The sequence below is a fragment of the Botrimarina colliarenosi genome, assembly GCF_007859955.1.
GTDB lineage: Bacteria > Planctomycetota > Planctomycetia > Pirellulales > Lacipirellulaceae > Botrimarina > Botrimarina colliarenosi.
This window is the reverse complement of sequence record NZ_SJPR01000002.1, coordinates 412,429-429,283: the sequence shown is the minus strand read 5'-3', so window position 1 is coordinate 429,283 and position 16,855 is coordinate 412,429. Positions and strand designations below refer to the sequence as shown.

General features: G+C 65.0%; 12 protein-coding genes. 7 read left to right on the top strand and 5 right to left on the bottom strand.

The features are described from left to right. Positions 1–28 precede the first annotated feature (28 nt). Both Pla108_RS09675 and thrC read right to left on the bottom strand, forming a co-directional pair. Positions 29–2,431 (bottom strand): PSD1 and planctomycete cytochrome C domain-containing protein, encoded by a 2,403-nt coding sequence (locus Pla108_RS09675; RefSeq protein WP_146444726.1) that lies wholly within the window; start codon positions 2,429–2,431, stop codon positions 29–31. 56 nt (positions 2,432–2,487) lie between these two features. Next, positions 2,488–3,900: a threonine synthase gene (thrC, locus tag Pla108_RS09670; RefSeq protein ID WP_146444725.1), complete on the bottom strand. Its 1,413-nt coding sequence runs from the start codon at positions 3,898–3,900 to the stop codon at positions 2,488–2,490. 343 nt (positions 3,901–4,243) lie between these two features. On the opposite strand from thrC, the gene Pla108_RS09665 reads away from it, so the two are divergent. Then, positions 4,244–4,597 carry a TraR/DksA family transcriptional regulator gene (locus Pla108_RS09665; RefSeq protein ID WP_146444724.1) on the top strand — a complete coding sequence of 118 codons (354 nt, stop codon included), beginning with the start codon at positions 4,244–4,246 and terminating at the stop codon, positions 4,595–4,597. 71 nt (positions 4,598–4,668) lie between these two features. Beyond that, positions 4,669–5,277 (top strand): signal peptidase II, encoded by a 609-nt coding sequence (locus Pla108_RS09660; RefSeq protein ID WP_146444723.1) that lies wholly within the window; start codon positions 4,669–4,671, stop codon positions 5,275–5,277. Here the strand turns inward: Pla108_RS09660 and Pla108_RS09655 are convergent. Genes Pla108_RS09655 through Pla108_RS09645 form a run of 3 tightly spaced genes read right to left on the bottom strand, consistent with a single transcriptional unit; the run spans position 5,267 to position 9,880 of the window. Next, on the bottom strand, positions 5,267–6,286 hold the full coding sequence (locus Pla108_RS09655; RefSeq protein WP_146444722.1) for a hypothetical protein: 1,020 nt from the start codon (positions 6,284–6,286) through the stop codon (positions 5,267–5,269). The two genes, Pla108_RS09660 and Pla108_RS09655, sit on opposite strands and share 11 nt — an antisense overlap. Further along, a complete protein-coding gene (locus tag Pla108_RS09650) occupies positions 6,270–8,225 on the bottom strand; it encodes a hypothetical protein (protein ID WP_146444721.1) in 1,956 nt (651 codons plus the stop codon). Before Pla108_RS09650 ends, Pla108_RS09655 begins: the two co-directional genes overlap by 17 nt. Then, positions 8,222–9,880 carry a MotA/TolQ/ExbB proton channel family protein gene (locus tag Pla108_RS09645; RefSeq protein WP_146444720.1) on the bottom strand — a complete coding sequence of 553 codons (1,659 nt, stop codon included), beginning with the start codon at positions 9,878–9,880 and terminating at the stop codon, positions 8,222–8,224. Before Pla108_RS09645 ends, Pla108_RS09650 begins: the two co-directional genes overlap by 4 nt. 433 nt (positions 9,881–10,313) lie before the next feature. Between Pla108_RS09645 and Pla108_RS09640 the strand changes: the two genes are divergently transcribed. The 5 genes from Pla108_RS09640 (at position 10,314) to Pla108_RS09620 (ending at position 16,815) form a co-directional block, all read left to right on the top strand. Then, positions 10,314–11,615 (top strand): hypothetical protein, encoded by a 1,302-nt coding sequence (locus Pla108_RS09640; RefSeq protein WP_146444719.1) that lies wholly within the window; start codon positions 10,314–10,316, stop codon positions 11,613–11,615. 124 nt (positions 11,616–11,739) lie between these two features. After that, positions 11,740–12,828: a M24 family metallopeptidase gene (locus Pla108_RS09635; protein WP_146444718.1), complete on the top strand. Its 1,089-nt coding sequence runs from the start codon at positions 11,740–11,742 to the stop codon at positions 12,826–12,828. A 194-nt stretch (positions 12,829–13,022) separates the two neighbouring features. Next, positions 13,023–13,520: an acetyl-CoA carboxylase biotin carboxyl carrier protein gene (accB, locus tag Pla108_RS09630; protein WP_231934407.1), complete on the top strand. Its 498-nt coding sequence runs from the start codon at positions 13,023–13,025 to the stop codon at positions 13,518–13,520. Between the two features lie 82 nt (positions 13,521–13,602). Then, positions 13,603–14,949: an acetyl-CoA carboxylase biotin carboxylase subunit gene (gene accC, locus Pla108_RS09625; RefSeq protein WP_146444717.1), complete on the top strand. Its 1,347-nt coding sequence runs from the start codon at positions 13,603–13,605 to the stop codon at positions 14,947–14,949. A 534-nt stretch (positions 14,950–15,483) separates the two neighbouring features. Continuing rightward, positions 15,484–16,815, top strand: a complete 1,332-nt coding sequence (locus Pla108_RS09620; RefSeq protein ID WP_146444716.1) for a 6-phosphofructokinase — start codon at positions 15,484–15,486, stop codon at positions 16,813–16,815. The last annotated feature ends 40 nt before the right edge of the window (positions 16,816–16,855 follow it).

The following is a 16,855-nucleotide window of genomic DNA, read 5'->3' as shown; positions in this document are numbered from 1 at the left end:
GATTGGTTCGACGACCTTGGGGCGGGCGTCAATCGCGGGTGATGGTTTCGCTGAGGTTCAGCAGCGTGCGCCCGACCGAGGTCCAGGCCGCGAGCTCGGCGGCGTCGACCCCGTCGGGGCGGGGCGTCTGCCCGACGGCGACGAGCTGTTCAGCCGCCTCGGGCTCGGCGGCGTAGTGATCGCGGTGGCGCGCCAGCAGGTTGGTAAGAGCGTCGATCTCATCCTCGTGCGCGCGGCGGCCGGTCGCTTCACGCCACGCCCATCGCAGACGGGCGCCGTCCGACGCGTCATCGGCCAGCTCACTCAGCGCCCGGGCCGCCAACGATCGAGACGCCTCGACAAAGCAAGGGTCGTTCAGCAGCACCAGGGCGGCGCTCGGGGTGTTCGAGACCGGCCGTTGCGCGGTGCACTCGTCGCGCGTCGGGGCGTCGAAGGCCATCAGCCACGGATGCAGGTACTGCCGCTGCCAATGCGTGTAGACGCCGCGGCGATACTGTTCGGTACCCTGCGACGCCTGGTACCGCCGTTCCGGGAACGACAGCTGCGCGTAGTAGCCCGGTGGCTGGTACGGTTTAGCGAAACCGCCGCCGAGCTGGTGATGCAGGAGCCCCGCCGCTTGCAGGGCGGTGTCACGGAGCTGCTCGGCTTCGAGCCGCGATCGCGACTGACGCGCCAACCATCGATTCTGCGGATCGAGGTCTCGCAGCTCGTCGCGTGGCGCTGATCCCTGTCGGTAGACGCTAGAAGTGACCATCTGCCGTACCACGTGCTTCAGGTCCCAGCCGCTGGCGACGAAGTCTCGGGCTAGCCAATCGAGCAACTCGGGATACACGGGCGGGTCGCCCTGGGACCCCATGTCGATGAGCGACTTGGTGAGACCGGCGCCGAAGTAGATCTTCCAGAGGCGATTGACCACAACACGCGGCGTCACCGGGTTCGACTCACCCGCGACAAGCCAGCGCGCCAGATCGAGCCGCGTCAGCCGCTCGTCTCCGGCGCTCAGTGGCGCTTTGAGGGAAGTCGGTCCCCCCGGCGTGACGACCTCGCCGGTCTCGTCCATCCAGTCGCCCCGAGAAAGGACGCGGACGTCTTTCGGTTCGACTGCAGCGGTCACCATCGTCGGCTCAAAGTGGTCTTCGATTTCTACCCGGCGGTGCCGCAGCTTCTTGAGTTTGGCGCGGAGCTCGGCGGTCGCCCTGGGGCCGGGGATCTCTCCCGTCAGCTGGCCCAAGACCTCGTTGATTTCGGCGTCGATCGCTTGGAGTTGTTCATAAACGGGCAGCGTCCAGGCGAGGATCTCTGGAGGTCGCGACGTCGGCGTCGTATTCGACGACACCGGCTCAAATGAATTGTAGGAGTCGACATCCGCGAAGAACGCGGCCATCCGATAGAAGTCGCGCTGAGTGAATGGGTCGAACTTGTGGTCGTGGCATTCGGCGCAGCCGAGGCTGGCCGCGAGCCAGACCTCCGAGACATTCCGCACCCGGTCGGCGAGCATCTTGGCCCGGTACTCGGCGTCCTGGATGCCCCCTTCGTGCGATGTCTGCAGAATACGATTGTAGCCGGTGGCGACCCGTTGCCAGAGATTGGGATCGGGCAGCAAGTCACCCGCGAGCTGTTCGATCGTGAACTGATCGAACGGGAGGTTCTCGTTGTACGACTTCAGCACATAGTCCCGGTACGGGGCGATCCGTTGGTCTTGGTCTCCGTGGTAGCCGACAGTGTCGGAGAATCGGACCAAGTCGAACCACCAGGTGGCCATCCGCTCGGCGTAACGCGGCGACGCCAACAATTGATCAACCAGGCGCTCATAGGCGTCGGGACGGTTGTCGGTCAGGAAGGCGTCGAGCTCCGCCGTGCTGGGGGGCAGTCCGATCACATCGAGGTAAACGCGCCGAGCGAGCGTCTCGCGATCCGCTTCGGGCGACGGACGGATTTGGCGTTCTTCCAGGCCGGCAAGGATGAATTGGTCAATGGGCCCGCGCGGCCATGCGGTGTCGGTGGCCGTCGGGGGGGGCACTTGCTGTAAAGGCAGATAGGACCAGTGGGGTTGGTACGCGGCGCCCCCCGCAATCCAGCTATGAAGTTTGGCGGCCGCGTCGGCGTCGACGGCGGGGCGATTCGACTCGGGCGGAGGCATCCGTGTGTCGGGGTCCGCCGACGTCACGCGCGCCATCAATTCACTGGCGTCAGGGTCTCCCGGAATGACGGCCCAATCGGTGGCGCCCTCGAAGCTGTCCAGCCGCAATCCCGCTTCCTGTGTGCCGGGCCCGTGGCAAGAGAAGCAGCTGTCCGACAAGATCGGCCGGATGTCGCGGTTGAACTGCGGCGCCGCCGGCCCGTTGTCGGCGCGAACGCCCGAAGCGGCCTGCAGCCCCACCAAGAGCACGCCGAGTCGGATCGCGGAGTTGTTGGAAGAGAAGAAAGGCATGATAAGGGCAGATCAGGGGCTGCCGGGCCGGGTGTCGAGAGGACACTGAGCCCAGCTTAGCTGTTCAGCTGGATCGTTCGCACGATCGCGTCGAGGTCGTTCTCGACCTGTACCGCGCGGTTGGCGAACGCGGCGGTGGTGACGCCCCGGCTTCCGAGCACGCGGTTGAACTCGTTTTGATCGCTGCTGTGATAAGCAACCGTCGCGGTCGGGTCCTTCAGTTGGTGACCGGTGAGGATGCAGACGACGCGTTCGTCGGGGTCGATGACGCCTTGCTCCCGCAGGAGTTTTGCGCCCGCTACGCTCGCTGCCGACGCGGGCTCGCAGCCGAGTCCGTTGGCGGCGACCCGCGCTTTGGCGTCAAGGATTTGCTGGTCGGTGACGTCACGCACCACACCGTCGCAGCACTCAAGTGCCCGCAGGCATTTCATCAGGTTAACGGGCCGATTGATCTCAATCGCGCTGGCGATGGTGTCGGCCCGCAGGGCGCCGGCGTCGAGTTCGGCGTAGTAGCTATCAATCGACTTGGTGTCCGGGGCTCCGCCGTTCCAGCGGACGCCGCGCTCGTTGTAGAGGGCGTTGAGCGTGTTGGCGCCGGCGGCGTTGATGATCGCCAGTCGAGGAACCCGGTCGATCAGGCCGAGCTTCTTCAGCTCGTGGAACGCCTTGCCGAACGAACTCGAGTTGCCGAGGTTGCCGCCGGGGACGACGATCCAATCGGGGATTTCCCAATTGAGCGACTCCAGCACGCGGAGCATGATCGTCTTCTGGCCCTCGAGCCGAAACGGATTGACGCTGTTCACGAGGTAGATGCCCAGCCGCTTCGAGACCTGACGGACGCGGTGCATCGCGTCGTCGAAGTCGCCGGCGATCTGAACGGTCAGCGCGCCGTAGTCGAGCGCCTGCGACAGCTTGCCGTAGCTGATCTTCCCCGAGCCGATAAAAATCACCGCCTGCATCAACTGGCTCATGCCGCAGTAGAGCGCGAGTGACGCGGAGGTGTTGCCGGTGGAAGCGCACGCGGCGCGCTTGGCGCCGATCATCCGCGCATGCGTGAAGGCCGCCGTCATGCCGTTGTCTTTGAAGCTGCCCGACGGGTTCATCCCCTCGTACTGCAATAGCAGCCGACCCGGCTTCATGCCGATGAAGTCGGCGACGCCGACCGACGGGTGCAAGGGCGTCTGCCCTTCGCCGATCGTGACGATCTGGTCGTCGGGTGCGAACGGCAGTAGCTCGCGGAAACGCCACACGCCGGAGCGTTCGAGCGGCTCGTTCCGACGCGACCACTTGGCTTCGAAGTCCTTGAGCGACGACGGGACGGGCAGACGGTCCCAGTCGTAGACAATGTCCAGGAGCGAACCGCACGTTTCGCAACTGGTCCGCTCTTCGCTGACGTCGTAAGTGGCGCCGCAAGCGGGCATCACACACTGCTGGAAGGCCAGATCGGTCTTGGTCTGCACGGCAGGCATAGCGGAGAGCAGTTGGCGGTGAGGCGTCGGGGTCGGGCAGTTCGTCGACTTCGCGTGATTGGCGGCCTCTCCCCTACCGACACACTGGCAGCGGGCGGGGCGGCTTAACACGTTTTCGTCAAACGACTTACATAGAGTCTAGTTTGATCCGCCAGAGGCCGCAACGCGGCGCCGCCGGCTGGAAAGGGTGGAAACGCCCCAAGACGCCGGGTCCCGTTCTGGACGTTCCGATAGACGGGCCGCCCGCCCTCTGCCTAGACTGAGAAGTCTATACCGGGCCGCCTGCGATTGGGGGGTGGCCCCACGACTCACAACCTGGCGATGCTGAGGAACGGAGAACGTGATGAAGAAGGCTGATACGGACCTATTCAAGCTCAATTTACTCACTCTGAGGGCCCGCTTACGGGGGGATGTGAAGGCGCTGGCGGACATCGCCCTCCATGAGTCGAATAACTCGTCGATGCCGATCCACATGGCCGAGCTGGGTAGTGAAAACTACGAGCAGGAATTCGCGCTCAGCCTGATGGAGTCCGAGGAAGACACCCTTACGGCGATCGACGAGGCCCTGGCCCGGATCGAAGGGGGCGCCTTCGGCAAGTGCGTCGAGTGCGACGGAGTCATTCCGAAGACGCGGCTCAACGCGATCCCCTACGCTTCGATGTGCGTCCGGTGTGCGGAGCAGAAAGAGGGGGCCTAACCCTGCCTGCCCCGTCGCGCTAGAGCAGCCCCGCCAGCGCAGCGAGACCCCTCAAACAATTGGAAGAAACGATGTCCGACGGAACGGACAACCACGTCACTTCGTCAGGCCCCGTCCCGCCGAGCCGTTACATCGCTTTCGCGGTGATCGCGGCCGCCGGCTTGGCGGCCGATCTGGTCTCGAAGGAAATCGTCTTTTCGTGGCCCGGCAAGCTGACCGGCCACGTCGATTGGTTATGGCAAGGGCATGCCGGGATTCAGACGAGTCTGAACGAGGGCGCGCTGTTTGGCGTCGGGTACGGGCAAGTAGGACTCTTTGCGGCTGTCAGCGTTCTTGCCGCCATCGCCATCCCCGCTTGGCTCTTCGCCGGTCGTGCGGCGCACGATTGGTGGCTGACGATCGCGCTGGGGGGGGTCATGGCCGGCGTGCTGGGGAACCTCTACGACCGCCTCGGCCTGTCGGGCGAGACGTGGCCCGCCTACGATCCCCGCGCCGGCGAGACGGTCTACGCCGTCCGCGACTGGATCCTCTGGCAGTTAAACGACCAGTGGCGTTGGCCCAATTTTAACCTCGCCGACGCCTTTCTCGTGGTCGGCGCGGGCGTGCTTTTCTTGCGAGCGATGTTCGAGCCGAACGCACAAGCCGAGGGGACCTCGTCTCAGGCGACGCTCACTGAGTGACGGCTTGATGCCCGTCAGAGCTAAAGCCGATCAAGGCGCCATTCGCCTTGAGCGATTGAGCGACACGGAAGCCGCGTTCACGGAACCGCTTGCCGACCTCGGGCGCCTTGTCGAAGCTGTCCGCGTAGACAATCAGGCGGACCACGACCTTCTCCGCTTCGAGCAGTTCGAGCCGTGATCCAACGTAGCCGCCGGGGCCGAACGCCTCGTCGGGCGACTCACCCCGTAGCGGCGTCACTTCCCGGAGCAACAACTTCCCCAACTGCGGACGGATCCCAATCCGTGACCCCGCGGCGCGGACGGACCAGCCGATCTCCGCCTCGCCGACGAATCCTTCGACCGGACCGAGCGTCTCGTGAGTCACCACGGAGCGGGTCGGGTCGGTGATCGCCGGGATCTCGATCTTCTTCGCGAGCTCAAGTTCGATCTCATTGACCGGTACGTAGACGAGCCGGCCTTTCTGCAGCCGGAACGAGATGGTTTGGTCGGCCTTGCCGTCGACAATCGGTGTTGGCGCCACCTCGACCGGTTCGGCGTCGGGAGCCGGCTCGACCGACGCGAGCGCGATCTGTTCACGGGTCAAACGATCGAGCGTCAGCTTGGCTTGGGCGATCTCGTTGTGCGTCGTGAGGCTCCGTTGGTCGCCTTTGTCGAGCGATTCGCGGGCCTCGTCGAGTTCGGCCCGCAGCTTCGTGACGTAGAGCACGCCCGATTGCCGCATGGCGTCACGCCGGAGGGCCTCGTCCTCGGCGGCGAGCACCTTGTCGCGTAGCGCCAGGATGTCGCTCTGCTCGGCCCGGACTTGCCGGACCTGGTCGTTCAGCCGCGCTTGCAGCGAGTCGAGCGGCTCGGCGTCGGCGACGGGCGCGTCGGGAAAGAACACGTGCCGTCCGGCTCGGACGCCGACCACCACCACCAGCAGCACGAGGATGCCGACAATATTGGCGGTGATGTCGAGGAACGAATCGCCCCCGGGCATCTCTTCGTCGGACTCATCGACGCGGCGCATCGGCTGCCCCTGCTGGTTTGGCGGCGGTGGTGACGGGGTACGCCTGGACTTTGATGCCCGCGGCCTCCAGAAGGCGACGCACGTCGTCGGCGCGGTGCGAGCCGTCCGACGCGACGTTGAGCACGAGGCGGGGGTCCCAGTACATGCCGGCGCCGGCGATGCCCCATGAATCGGCGTGTCGCTTCAGTAGCCCGATAAGGTCATTGATCCGGCCGGTGGTGGGGCCTTCGAACTCGATCGTTTGCGAAATCGACGACGCCTGCATCGCCTCGGCGGGCGATTGGGCCGTGTCGGGCAGCACGACCACACGATCCTCCGCCACGTAGAGGCGGATCGGGCGGATCATCGGGACGCCGTCCCGGACAGGCGCCGACTTGGCGGCGTTCAGCGACGTCGAGCCGGCGCCCGGCGACTGCGTCGAGGCGGCGACGCTCGCCTGCCCCTGCGGTTGGGCCTCCGCTTTCGCGCCGGTTGTCGTCTGCACGGTCTGACCTTCCGGAGCCTCGGTCGAGTCTTCGGAGGGATCGTTGACGGCAACCGCCGCGCCGTACCGCTGGCCGGCTGACGAGACGCCATCGGCGGTGGACTCGGAGGGCTTGGCGCCGGCTTCCGTCGCGGCTACCCCGGCGAGCTCGGTAGGCGGCGCGTTACCCCCCTGCCCTCCCTCGGCAGCCGGTGGAGGCGTGGCCCCGAGCAACCTCGGGCCCCCTTCCGATCCGGTAGTCTCCTCGACCGGAGCGGAAGGCTGATTACTGGGATCTCCAACTTCGCCCGCCAGACTGCCGTCGATCCTAAGCCCTTCGAAAGGGTTGTTCGAGTCGGGGTTGGCGGGTCGGATCCGAAGTCCGCCGCCCCCGGCGCCGCCACCCTTGCCGGGGTTTTGCGTCGAGCCAAAGCCAGTGTTCGCCGCGCCGTTCGACGTTCCTGCTGGATAAGTCATCGCCAAGTTGGCGTCGCGCTCCGCGCTCGAAAGCGCGGCGTTTAGCTGGGGGATCACCTTGGCGAGCCCGACGCGCTCGGCACGGGCTGTCCGGACAGCCTCCTCGACCTGCGACGCGAGCACCGGATTGATCTCCCCGTACTCGATCGGCCAGTCCTCGGCGATCGGTTGGTAGCCGTAGTCCGCGCCGACTTCTTCGAGCGCCGTACGGGCTTGGTAGTAAGAGTGGACGCCGTCTGGCCGGACGACCAGCAGCGGGTAGGGACGGCCCGACTCGTTGGCGGCCCGTGTCTCGGGGTGCTCTTCGTAGTACCGCGTCACGGCGCGCGAGGCCGCGGCAAGCGGGCTGCTGAAGTCGGCGGCGACGAGATCGGTCCAGGTCAGCTCAACCCCTTCGGGCTGCATGATGACGCCCGACGCTTTGCATTCGAAATAGACCGGCGGCCGCAGCGTGCCGCTCCGGCCGTCGCGTAGCGGCACAATGGCGAACTTGCGTTCACGCCCAGCGGCGGCGTGTTTCAGCTCCTCGATCTCGTCTTGGATTTCGCCAATCAGCGCATTGAGCCGCTCGATTTCTTGCTGCGCGATCTTCTCGTCGTCGTAGTGCTCTCCTTCGACCGCCATCAGCTCGGCGGTCTCGGCGGTGAGCGTTTCGGTCTCATCGCGGAGGCGGCGGAGGTGGTCCTCGATATCGGAGAGCCGCTTCTGCTCGTTCTGCAGACGCTCTTCGCCCTCCGCCTTGACCCGACGCATTTGCTCGAGCGCCGCATCCGCCTCGGCTAGCTGAGCTTCGAGCGCCCGGCGGGCCGGCGAGTCGGCGGCGAGCCGGGCCGCGGCGGCGGCGACCTCAGCGGCGGCGGCTTCTTCTTTGGCCTTGTCGCGTGACACATGGGCCATTGCGACCAGCAGCACCACCAGCGATCCCATTGTGCAGAGGAGCACGGCCAGGAACGGGAAGAGCGAGAACGACGATGGCTCTCCGCGGGGGGAGCGTCTCATGCGGCCTTGTTCGGCTGGACTGTCGTTGGCGAGGCCGCCTTCACGGCGCCGCTGTCGCGGCCCATGCGGGCGCTGAGCAGTTGAATCGCCGCCGACAGATTCATCAGCGTCTCTTCAAAGTTGTGGGCGCGACCCAACGACGAGAGGTTGCGGTTGAGCGTGTCCTCCAGCCGCTGCACCTGCGCGGTTGACTCGACGACCTTGAGCAGGATGTCTCCCTGCTTGACCAACTCGCCCTGGTGATCGATCGTCGCTCCGGCGGCGGAGACGAGCGCCTGTTGCATCTCTCGCATCACGGACTCGCTCTGGCGGACGAGCTTCTCCTGGCGGTCGGCGGCGATCACCATCGCCTCGCCCATCGCGGCCTCGACCTCGGAGAGGTGACGGCGATTCTCGGTGGCGAGTTCTTGCTCGGCGTTCGTCAACGCTTCGCCATGCTTCTGGAGCGATTCGACAAGCAACTCGGCCATCCGCTCGAGGCCGTCACGCAGGTTCCCCAGCAGACCGTCCGTGTTGTTGACGAGGCGGCTGGTCTGGGCTTCGCCCGACTCTTGGAGGCGTTTGGAGTGTTCCTTCTGGGCGAGCTGCAGAGCCGTGAGTTGATCGCGGACCGCGTCGGCGACCAGGGCCTGCTGCTTGTTGAGCGCCTGGCCAAGACCGGCAAGCTGCTTCTCAACGCCGTTGGTGAGCCCCGTCGCATGGTCGCGGAGCCCCTGACGCAAGCCATTGGCAAGCGTCGTCGTCAGCACTTCTCCGGCGGAGGCGGTCGCGTCCCGCCAGCGTTCGTGGGTTTCGTCAATCGCGGCTTGCCAGGTGGTCGCCTGCCGATCGGCGACCTGCTCGACGGCGAGAATCACCTGCTCGCCCATCCGTCGGATCGCGGCGACGTTGGGGTCCTTTTGGGTGCCGTACTGCTGGAAGCGTCCGATGAGCTGGCGGGCGGTTGCGCGATCGACCTCGTCGAGCATCCGCTCTTCGACCCGTTCGACGCTGAAGTTGATGAACCAGAGCACCAGCATCAGCACCATGGCCTGGGCCGTGGTGTCGAACGCGATCGAGAGGGCGGCCATCACCTGGGTGAGCGATTCTTCCAGCTGCTCGGGAGAGAGCTGGCCGATCGCCATCGTGATGCCGATCACGGTGCCCAGCATGCCGATAATCGGCAGCGTCGCGCGGACCAGCTTCGGCAACGCGTAGCCGGCGGCGGCGCGGTCTCGGTCGACCCCTTCAAGCCGCTCGAGGTAAGGCTCGAGCGTGTCGGCGGAGCCGGTTTCCTTGACGTACTCGAGCGCCGCACGGAGGCGTCGCACGAGGGGCGTTCGCTTCAGCGGCGTCGAGAGGCTGTCGAGCTTGGCGAGGAGCTCGGGCGCCGCCTGGACGCTCTGGCCGTTGGCCGTGACGGGGCCGAGCGGCTCGAGGCGGGTCGCGCCCATGTGGGTGGCGATCGCCGCGAGTCGGAGAACGAGCGACGCAACGCCGACGAAGAACATCAGCGTCGCGGCGACCTCAATCGGGTGCGACGCGCAGTAGCGAGTGACGGTTTCGGACTGGATCCATCCCGCCTGCAGCGACGCGTAGAAGGCAAGCGTCGCGAGCCCGCCCCAAAGCAGTGGGAGCCGAAGCAGCCAGTTGGCCAGTGTGGTGATCGGAGGCATCGTGCCAGAATCCCTTGTTTGGTCTCGCCTTCCGCCCGACAACGCCAGCGCTGCTAGCGCCCCGAGCAGGTGTTCCTCACCCGCTTTTTCGGCGCCACCGGCAGAGTCAGCTTAGGTTTTCCAGACGGAAATTGCCGTCGAACTCCTCGCCGCCACCCCCGCGGAGGGCCTTTCAGGCCGCAGGAGCGTAACCGGCAGCCGAGTTATTGCCGTCCTCCACGCCCAGCGGACCGCTTCGGGGAGGAATCTAGCGAGCAAAACGTTTCCTCCCGAGCCCAAAGTTCGCGTAGAATCAGGGGACCGAGGAAACACGGCCCGGCGAAGGGTTTCTTAGCAGAGCTTTCTTCGCCGCCACTTCTCCCGAGACGTCGCTACGGAACACGCGACCGAGGTAACCCCATTGATCTCCACGCTCCTGTATCGGACCCTCCGGGTGACGAAACTCACTCCGGCCTCGCTGTCGCTGCTGGCGTCAGTCGTTGCCGCGGCGCCGTGCCACGCCCTCATCGTAAAGACCTGGAACGGCGCCGGCACGCCCTCCCTGATCAACACGACGGCTCCTCCGGACGATCCCGGCTACGCCAATCTTCCGGCGAACGGCACCGGGGTCTACCTGGGCGACAACTTGTTCCTTACCGCGGTCCACAACGACGGCACCGCCTACAACGGATCGGGGTCGTGGAATATTGCCGGGCGGGACTTCCCCGTGATTCCCGGGTCACAGATCACGCTGACCAATCCGACCACGTTTGCTGGACGGACGCTGGACGCCAACGCCGACCTGCGGCTCTACCGGATCGGTGTCGATCCGTTGACCGGGCTAACGCCCGAGGAACTCGATCCCTCGATTCGTCGAATCGACATCGCGAGCAGTCTCGTCGGGACTAGCGAAGCGATCACAATGTTCGGCACCGGCGTGGTGCGTGAAGTGAACGCGGCTGAGCCCTCCACGGGGCAGCACTATTTCGACTCGGCCGGCAATGTTCTCTACAATAGCTCAAGTTGGCCGTCGGCGACCTACCGAGGGTTCGGTTACGGCGGACCTGCTTCGGTCGGTCCCCGTCCTTGGCACTGGGGCACCAATACGCGTGTTTCCAGCATTCCATCGAATATTGTGCGGTCGGGAGGAAACGTTCTTGTCGAAGCCGGTGGACTGAAGGACACCGTTGGCTTCATGGTGCGGTTCGACCAAAACGGGTTGCCCGACGAAGCCCAAGGGGCCGGCGGCGATTCGGGCGGTCCAGTCTTCCGCAAAGAGGGTGATGAGTGGGTTCTCGCCGGCTTGACGCACGCCGTGATTGCACTCAACGGCAACAACAAGCTCCTCGGCGCCTTCGGCAGTTACACGTTGATCTCGGATGTGTCGCAAACCCACTACCGCGACCAAATCGTGGGGGCCCGCGGCGTCTATTCTAAGATGGGTGACCTCGACCTAGACGGGAGCATTACGGGCTCGATCGTCAATGGCGTCGCGACTGGCGACCTCGGCATTTTGGTTGACAATTGGCTTTACCAATCGGGCGAAGCGGACGTCCATTCCTGGATGCGGGGCGATCTCAATCAGGACGGGCAGACCGACTTGCTCGACTTTGTATTGATGCGTGAGGCGCTTGGTGGGTCGATTTCGTCGTCAAGTTTCGCCCAATTGATCGCCGCGCAATCGGTCCCCGAACCGGGGGCGGTCTTGCTCGCCGCGTTGGCTCTCGGCGCCGCGATGCCGGGCCGCCGTCGCTAAGAACGGGGAGTCCCCCGCCGCGCGGCTGGCTTGCCGCAACGGGCGACCGTCTCGATACTCGGGCTTTTCGCGTCGGCCCTCGCCGCATGCGAACAGCGAGCCAAGTCCCCGAGTATGAAGATCGATGTCGACCCACGAAAAGCGCCGTTCCAAACTCCGTCAGTTGCTTCGCCGGCAGAAGATCGACGGGCTCCTGGTGACGAGCTTCCAGAACGTCACTTATCTAACGGGCTTCACGGGAGACGACAGCTATCTGGTCGTGACGGCCGATGACGCGGTGCTCGTCACCGATCCTCGATACACGACGCAGCTCGAGGACGAGTGCCCCGGGTTGAGGCTCCTGGTCCGCGAGCCCGGCGAGAGGATTCTGCCAACGACGGCCAAGCTCGCCCGCAAGTTGGGCATCGGCCGGCTTGGTTTCGAAGAAGACTCGCTGACCGTCGGCGCCCTGCGACAACTGAGCGAAGCAGCGAAGAAGACCGAGTTCGCAGGCCAAGCCGGCTTGGTGGAGTCGCTGCGGGCGGTGAAAGATAAAGGCGAAGTCGAATCGATCCGCAGCGCGGCTCATATCGCAAAACGGGCCTTCGAAGTGGTCCGGGCGAGCTGGACGTCTGAAGCAACCGAGGCGGACATCGCCCGCGAGTTGGAGTATCAAGCCCGCCGTTTTGGCGGGAAGTGCCTGAGCTTCCCCCCGATTGTCGCCGCCGGCCCCCGCGCCGCGTTGCCGCACGCCTCGCCGACCGCTACGCGGGTTGGCGACCACGACTTTACGCTGATCGATTGGGGCGTCTTCGCGCCGCTCTACGCCAGCGACCTGACCCGGATGGTGTTCCACACCCCGCCATCGAAGAAGATGGCGAAGATCTACGGCATCGTCCTCGAGGCCCAATTGGCGGCGATCGAGGCGATTCGACCCGGCGCCAAGGGAGAGGTGGTCGACGCCGCCGCCCGTGACGTGATCACCAAGGCGGGCTATGGCAAGGAGTTTGGCCACGGTCTTGGCCACGGCGTTGGCTTAGAAATCCACGAAGGTCCACGGATGGGCCGCAACACCGAGGCGGAGCTTGTCCCCGGAATGGTGGTTACCGTCGAGCCGGGCATCTACTTGCCGGGCTGGGGGGGCGTGAGGATCGAGGACGACGTGCTGGTCACCAAAACCGGTTACGAACTGCTTTCGGACGTGCCAAAGTCCCTCGAGTCATGCCTGCTCTAGCGACCGATGGCAGGATCGACGTGTCGCCCCAGGGCAGCGGCGACAGGGGCCTCTCGCCTTCGCCCCTAATTCTTCCCCCGCCTGTCGACCCGTAGGCGGCCTAGTGACGGGCCGCACCGGTGGTTAAACTGCGGGGCCCAGGGCCGCTGCGGCGGACCGCCTACGCCCCGAGCCGAGAGAGACGAGACCCGACCGTGGCCGACGATAGCAAGCAAGAGTCCAACGACGCCCCCGACGTGTTCGATGTCCGCCGCGTGCGGCGTCTGGTGGCTCTGATGAACGAACACGATCTGTCGGAGATTGATCTCCGTCAGGGTGAGCAGAGGGTCCGCCTGCGTCGGGGCGGCGACCAGCCGGTCTTTGCCGCTACGCCCGCGATGGCCGCCCCCGCCCCGGCTCCAGTGCAGGCAGCGGCCCCGGCAGCCCCCGCGGCCGCCAGCGCACCCGCCGCGCCGGCAGGCAAGACGATTAACTGTCCGATGGTGGGGACGTTTTATCTCTCCTCGAGCCCCGATTCGGCGCCCTTCGTTAAGATCGGCGACCAAGTCGGCGCCGACACGACGGTCTGCATCATCGAGGCGATGAAGGTCTTCAACGAGATCCCCGCCGAGACGAGCGGAAAGATCACAGCGATCCTGGTTGAGAATGGCGCCCCGGTCGAGTTTGGGCAGCCGATGTTCCGGATCGAGTAAGCGTTTTCTCCCGCTCCGCCCTGCCCTTGCCCAACGGCGCTTCAGCGCCGGGCCGCTCGCCAACTCCGTTCCAGCCGCTTCGATGTACCGACGAGTCCTGATCGCCAACCGCGGTGAAATCGCCCTCCGGGTGATTCGCGCCTGCAAAGAGATGGGCATCGAGTCGGTCGCTGTCTTCAGCGAGGGAGACCGAGGCGCCAACTACCTGAGTCTCGCCGACGAGGCTTACTGCATCGGCCCCGCCAAAGCGTCGGAGAGCTACCTCAAGATCGCCAACGTGATCGCCGCGGCCGAGGTCGGCAACGTCGAAGCGATCCACCCCGGTTTCGGCTTTTTGAGCGAGAACGCTCACTTCAACGAGATTTGCCGCAACTGTCAGATCGACTTCATTGGGCCTTCGCCCGAGGCGATGGCGAGCCTCGGTGACAAAAACACCGCCCGCGAGCTGGCTCGCCAAGCGGGCGTGCCGGTTGTCCCGGGCAGCGACGGCTGCATCGCCGAAGAATCCGAAGCGGTCCGTTTCGCCCACGCCGTGGGCTTCCCCGTCCTGATCAAGGCGACCGCCGGCGGCGGCGGTCGCGGCATGCGGGTCGCCTCGAACGACCTCGCCCTGAAGTCCGCTCTCCAGCAGGCCCGGGCCGAGGCCGAGGCCGCGTTCGGCAACGGCGACGTCTACCTCGAGAAGTACATCGAGCACCCGCGTCACGTCGAGGTCCAGGTCCTGGCCGACAAGCACGGCAACGCGATCCATCTCTGGGAACGTGACTGCTCGACCCAGCGACGCCATCAGAAGCTGATCGAAGAGTCGCCCAGCCCCAACATCACGGAGGAAACCCGCCTCAAGATGTGCGAGGCGGCGGTGCGGATGATCAAGGCGGCTAACTACAGCAACGCCGCGACCGTCGAATTTATCGTTGATGGAAAGGGCGACTTCTACTTTATTGAGGTCAACGCCCGCATCCAGGTCGAGCACCCGGTGACGGAGCTCGTCACCGGCGTTGACCTGATCAAGGCCCAGCTGCGGATTTCCGCGGGCGAAGAGCTGTGGCTCAAGCAAGAAGACATCCCCCGGCTCGGGCACGCCATCGAGTGCCGGATCAACGCCGAGGACCCGGCCAAGAACTTCCAGCCCTCCCCGGGCAAGATCGAGCGTTTGGTGATCCCGGGCGGGTTCGGCGTGCGGTTCGACTCGCACGCCCACTCCGGCTATGTCGTGCCCCCTTACTACGACTCAATGATCGGCAAGCTGCTCGTCCGCCAGCCGACGCGCGAGGAGGCGATCGCCTGCATGCTGCGATGCCTCGCTGAACTGAAGGTCGACGGCATCAAGACCACGATCCCGCTCCACAAAGAGATCCTCAGCCACACGGCCTTCTCCGAGGCGCGGATCGACACGACGTTTGTCGAGCGGACGTTTACGGGCGGCTGAACCTGGAATCAGGCCAAGATCCCCCACGCTGAGGCGAAAGACTCGCGGGGTGTGGCGCCAGGAGTTAGGTCTGATGCGAGTCTTTCCGCAACGTCTAAGCGACGACGAATATGTCCAGAAGGTCTGTAAGTCACTTCTGCGGCATCGCACTCTACGGCCGTATTTGGCGTTGGTCCTAGTAGCTTGCCTTGCAGGCCACATCTGGATCAGCGTCCACATCTTGACGATCCTGAGCGATTTAGCAGACGTGGCTAACAAGCAGGGTCGACCAATCGTCGCAGGTTATCTGCTCGGCATACCGATTGGGATTGGCTTGGGAATCACGATGGTCGGGCTGATTCATAGTCTTTATCTCGCATTATGAGAGCCTCGGGTAATTCGGCTCTTGGTCGAGCACTACCGGCAGAATGACACAGCGAGTCCCATCCGAACCGATTCCGTACGGCCCATTAACGGCCCGGCCGCAGGCGGTTAAACTCTCCGGCTGAGACAGCTTCCCACCCCATTGCCCACCCCTGACCACTCCGCAGCGCTATGGCCAAAAGCAGCAGCCTCGCCCGTCCCACAAAACACGAGCACCAGTTCAAGCGGGTCGCCATTCTGTTCGCGGGTGGGCCGGCGCCAGCCGCCAACGCGGTGATCTCGGCGGCCGCCGTCTCGTTCCTTCGCAATGGGGTCGAGGTTGTTGGCGTGAAGCATGGCTACTCGAGCCTCATCGATTTCTCGGCCGACCAGCCGCTCGTTGAGGGGTCGGACTACGTGATGATCGACCACAAGATGCTGAGCCGCACGCGGAGCCGTCGCGGCATCATGATTGGCACCGCCCGCGCCAATCCCGGCAAGATGATCTCGCACCCGTCGCACCTGGAAGACCCGGAGCGGTCGGCGCCGCTGAAGAACGTCTACGAGGCGCTCTCTTCGATTGGCGTCGACGCGCTGATCTCGATCGGCGGCGACGACACGCTCAAGACCGCCAACAAGTTCAAGCTGTACCAGGACCACCTCCCCGAGGGGTCGAAGAAGATCCCCGTCGTCCATCTCCCCAAGACGATCGACAACGACTATCGCGGCATCGACTTTACGTTCGGCTACTTCACCGCGGTTGATTTCCTCGCCCGCGAGGTGCGCAACCTGCTGGCCGACGCCGAGGCGAACCGAAACTACTTCTTGGTCGAGTCGATGGGCCGGTCGGCCGGCTGGTTGGCTTACGGCGTGGCGATCGCCGGCGAGGCGAGCCTCGTCATCAGCGTCGAGGACATCGCCGGCAAGTACCGCACGACCGAGGAGTACACCGACCCCGCCACGGGCGAGACGCACTCCCGTGAGATCATGAACCTCGACGAGGTCATCCGCCGCATCGTCCTGACGATGACCACCCGCGAGCGGGAAGGCAAAGAGTACGGCGTCATTGTCATCGCCGAGGGGTTGGCGGAGCTGCTCCCCTTCGCGCACCTGGAAGGCGCCACCCGAGACGATCACGGCCACATCAAGGTTTCGGACGTCAGCCTCTACACGCTCTTCGCGTCACTTATCGAGGCCGAGTACAAGAAGCAGGCCGGCAAGAAGCGACAGGTGAAGCCGGTGCAACTCGGCTACGAGGCCCGCTGCACCGTGCCGCACGCCTTCGACGTCATGCTCGGCAGCCAGCTCGGCGTCGGCGCCTACCGGGCGCTGGTCGAGCAGAAGGCCAATGGCGTGATGGTCAGCTGTGAGGGGCAACTCCAGTTGGTCTATGTTCCTTTCGAGGAACTGGTCGATCCCGAGACGCTCGTCACCGTCGTTCGCTACATTGACCAAGAAAGCGATTTCCACAAGCTGACGCGGTTCCTCGAGACGTACGTCAACGAAGAAGACCTCGTCGGTTGACCCGATTGCCCACTTAGGCCGGGCGCTGCCGGTTCGGATA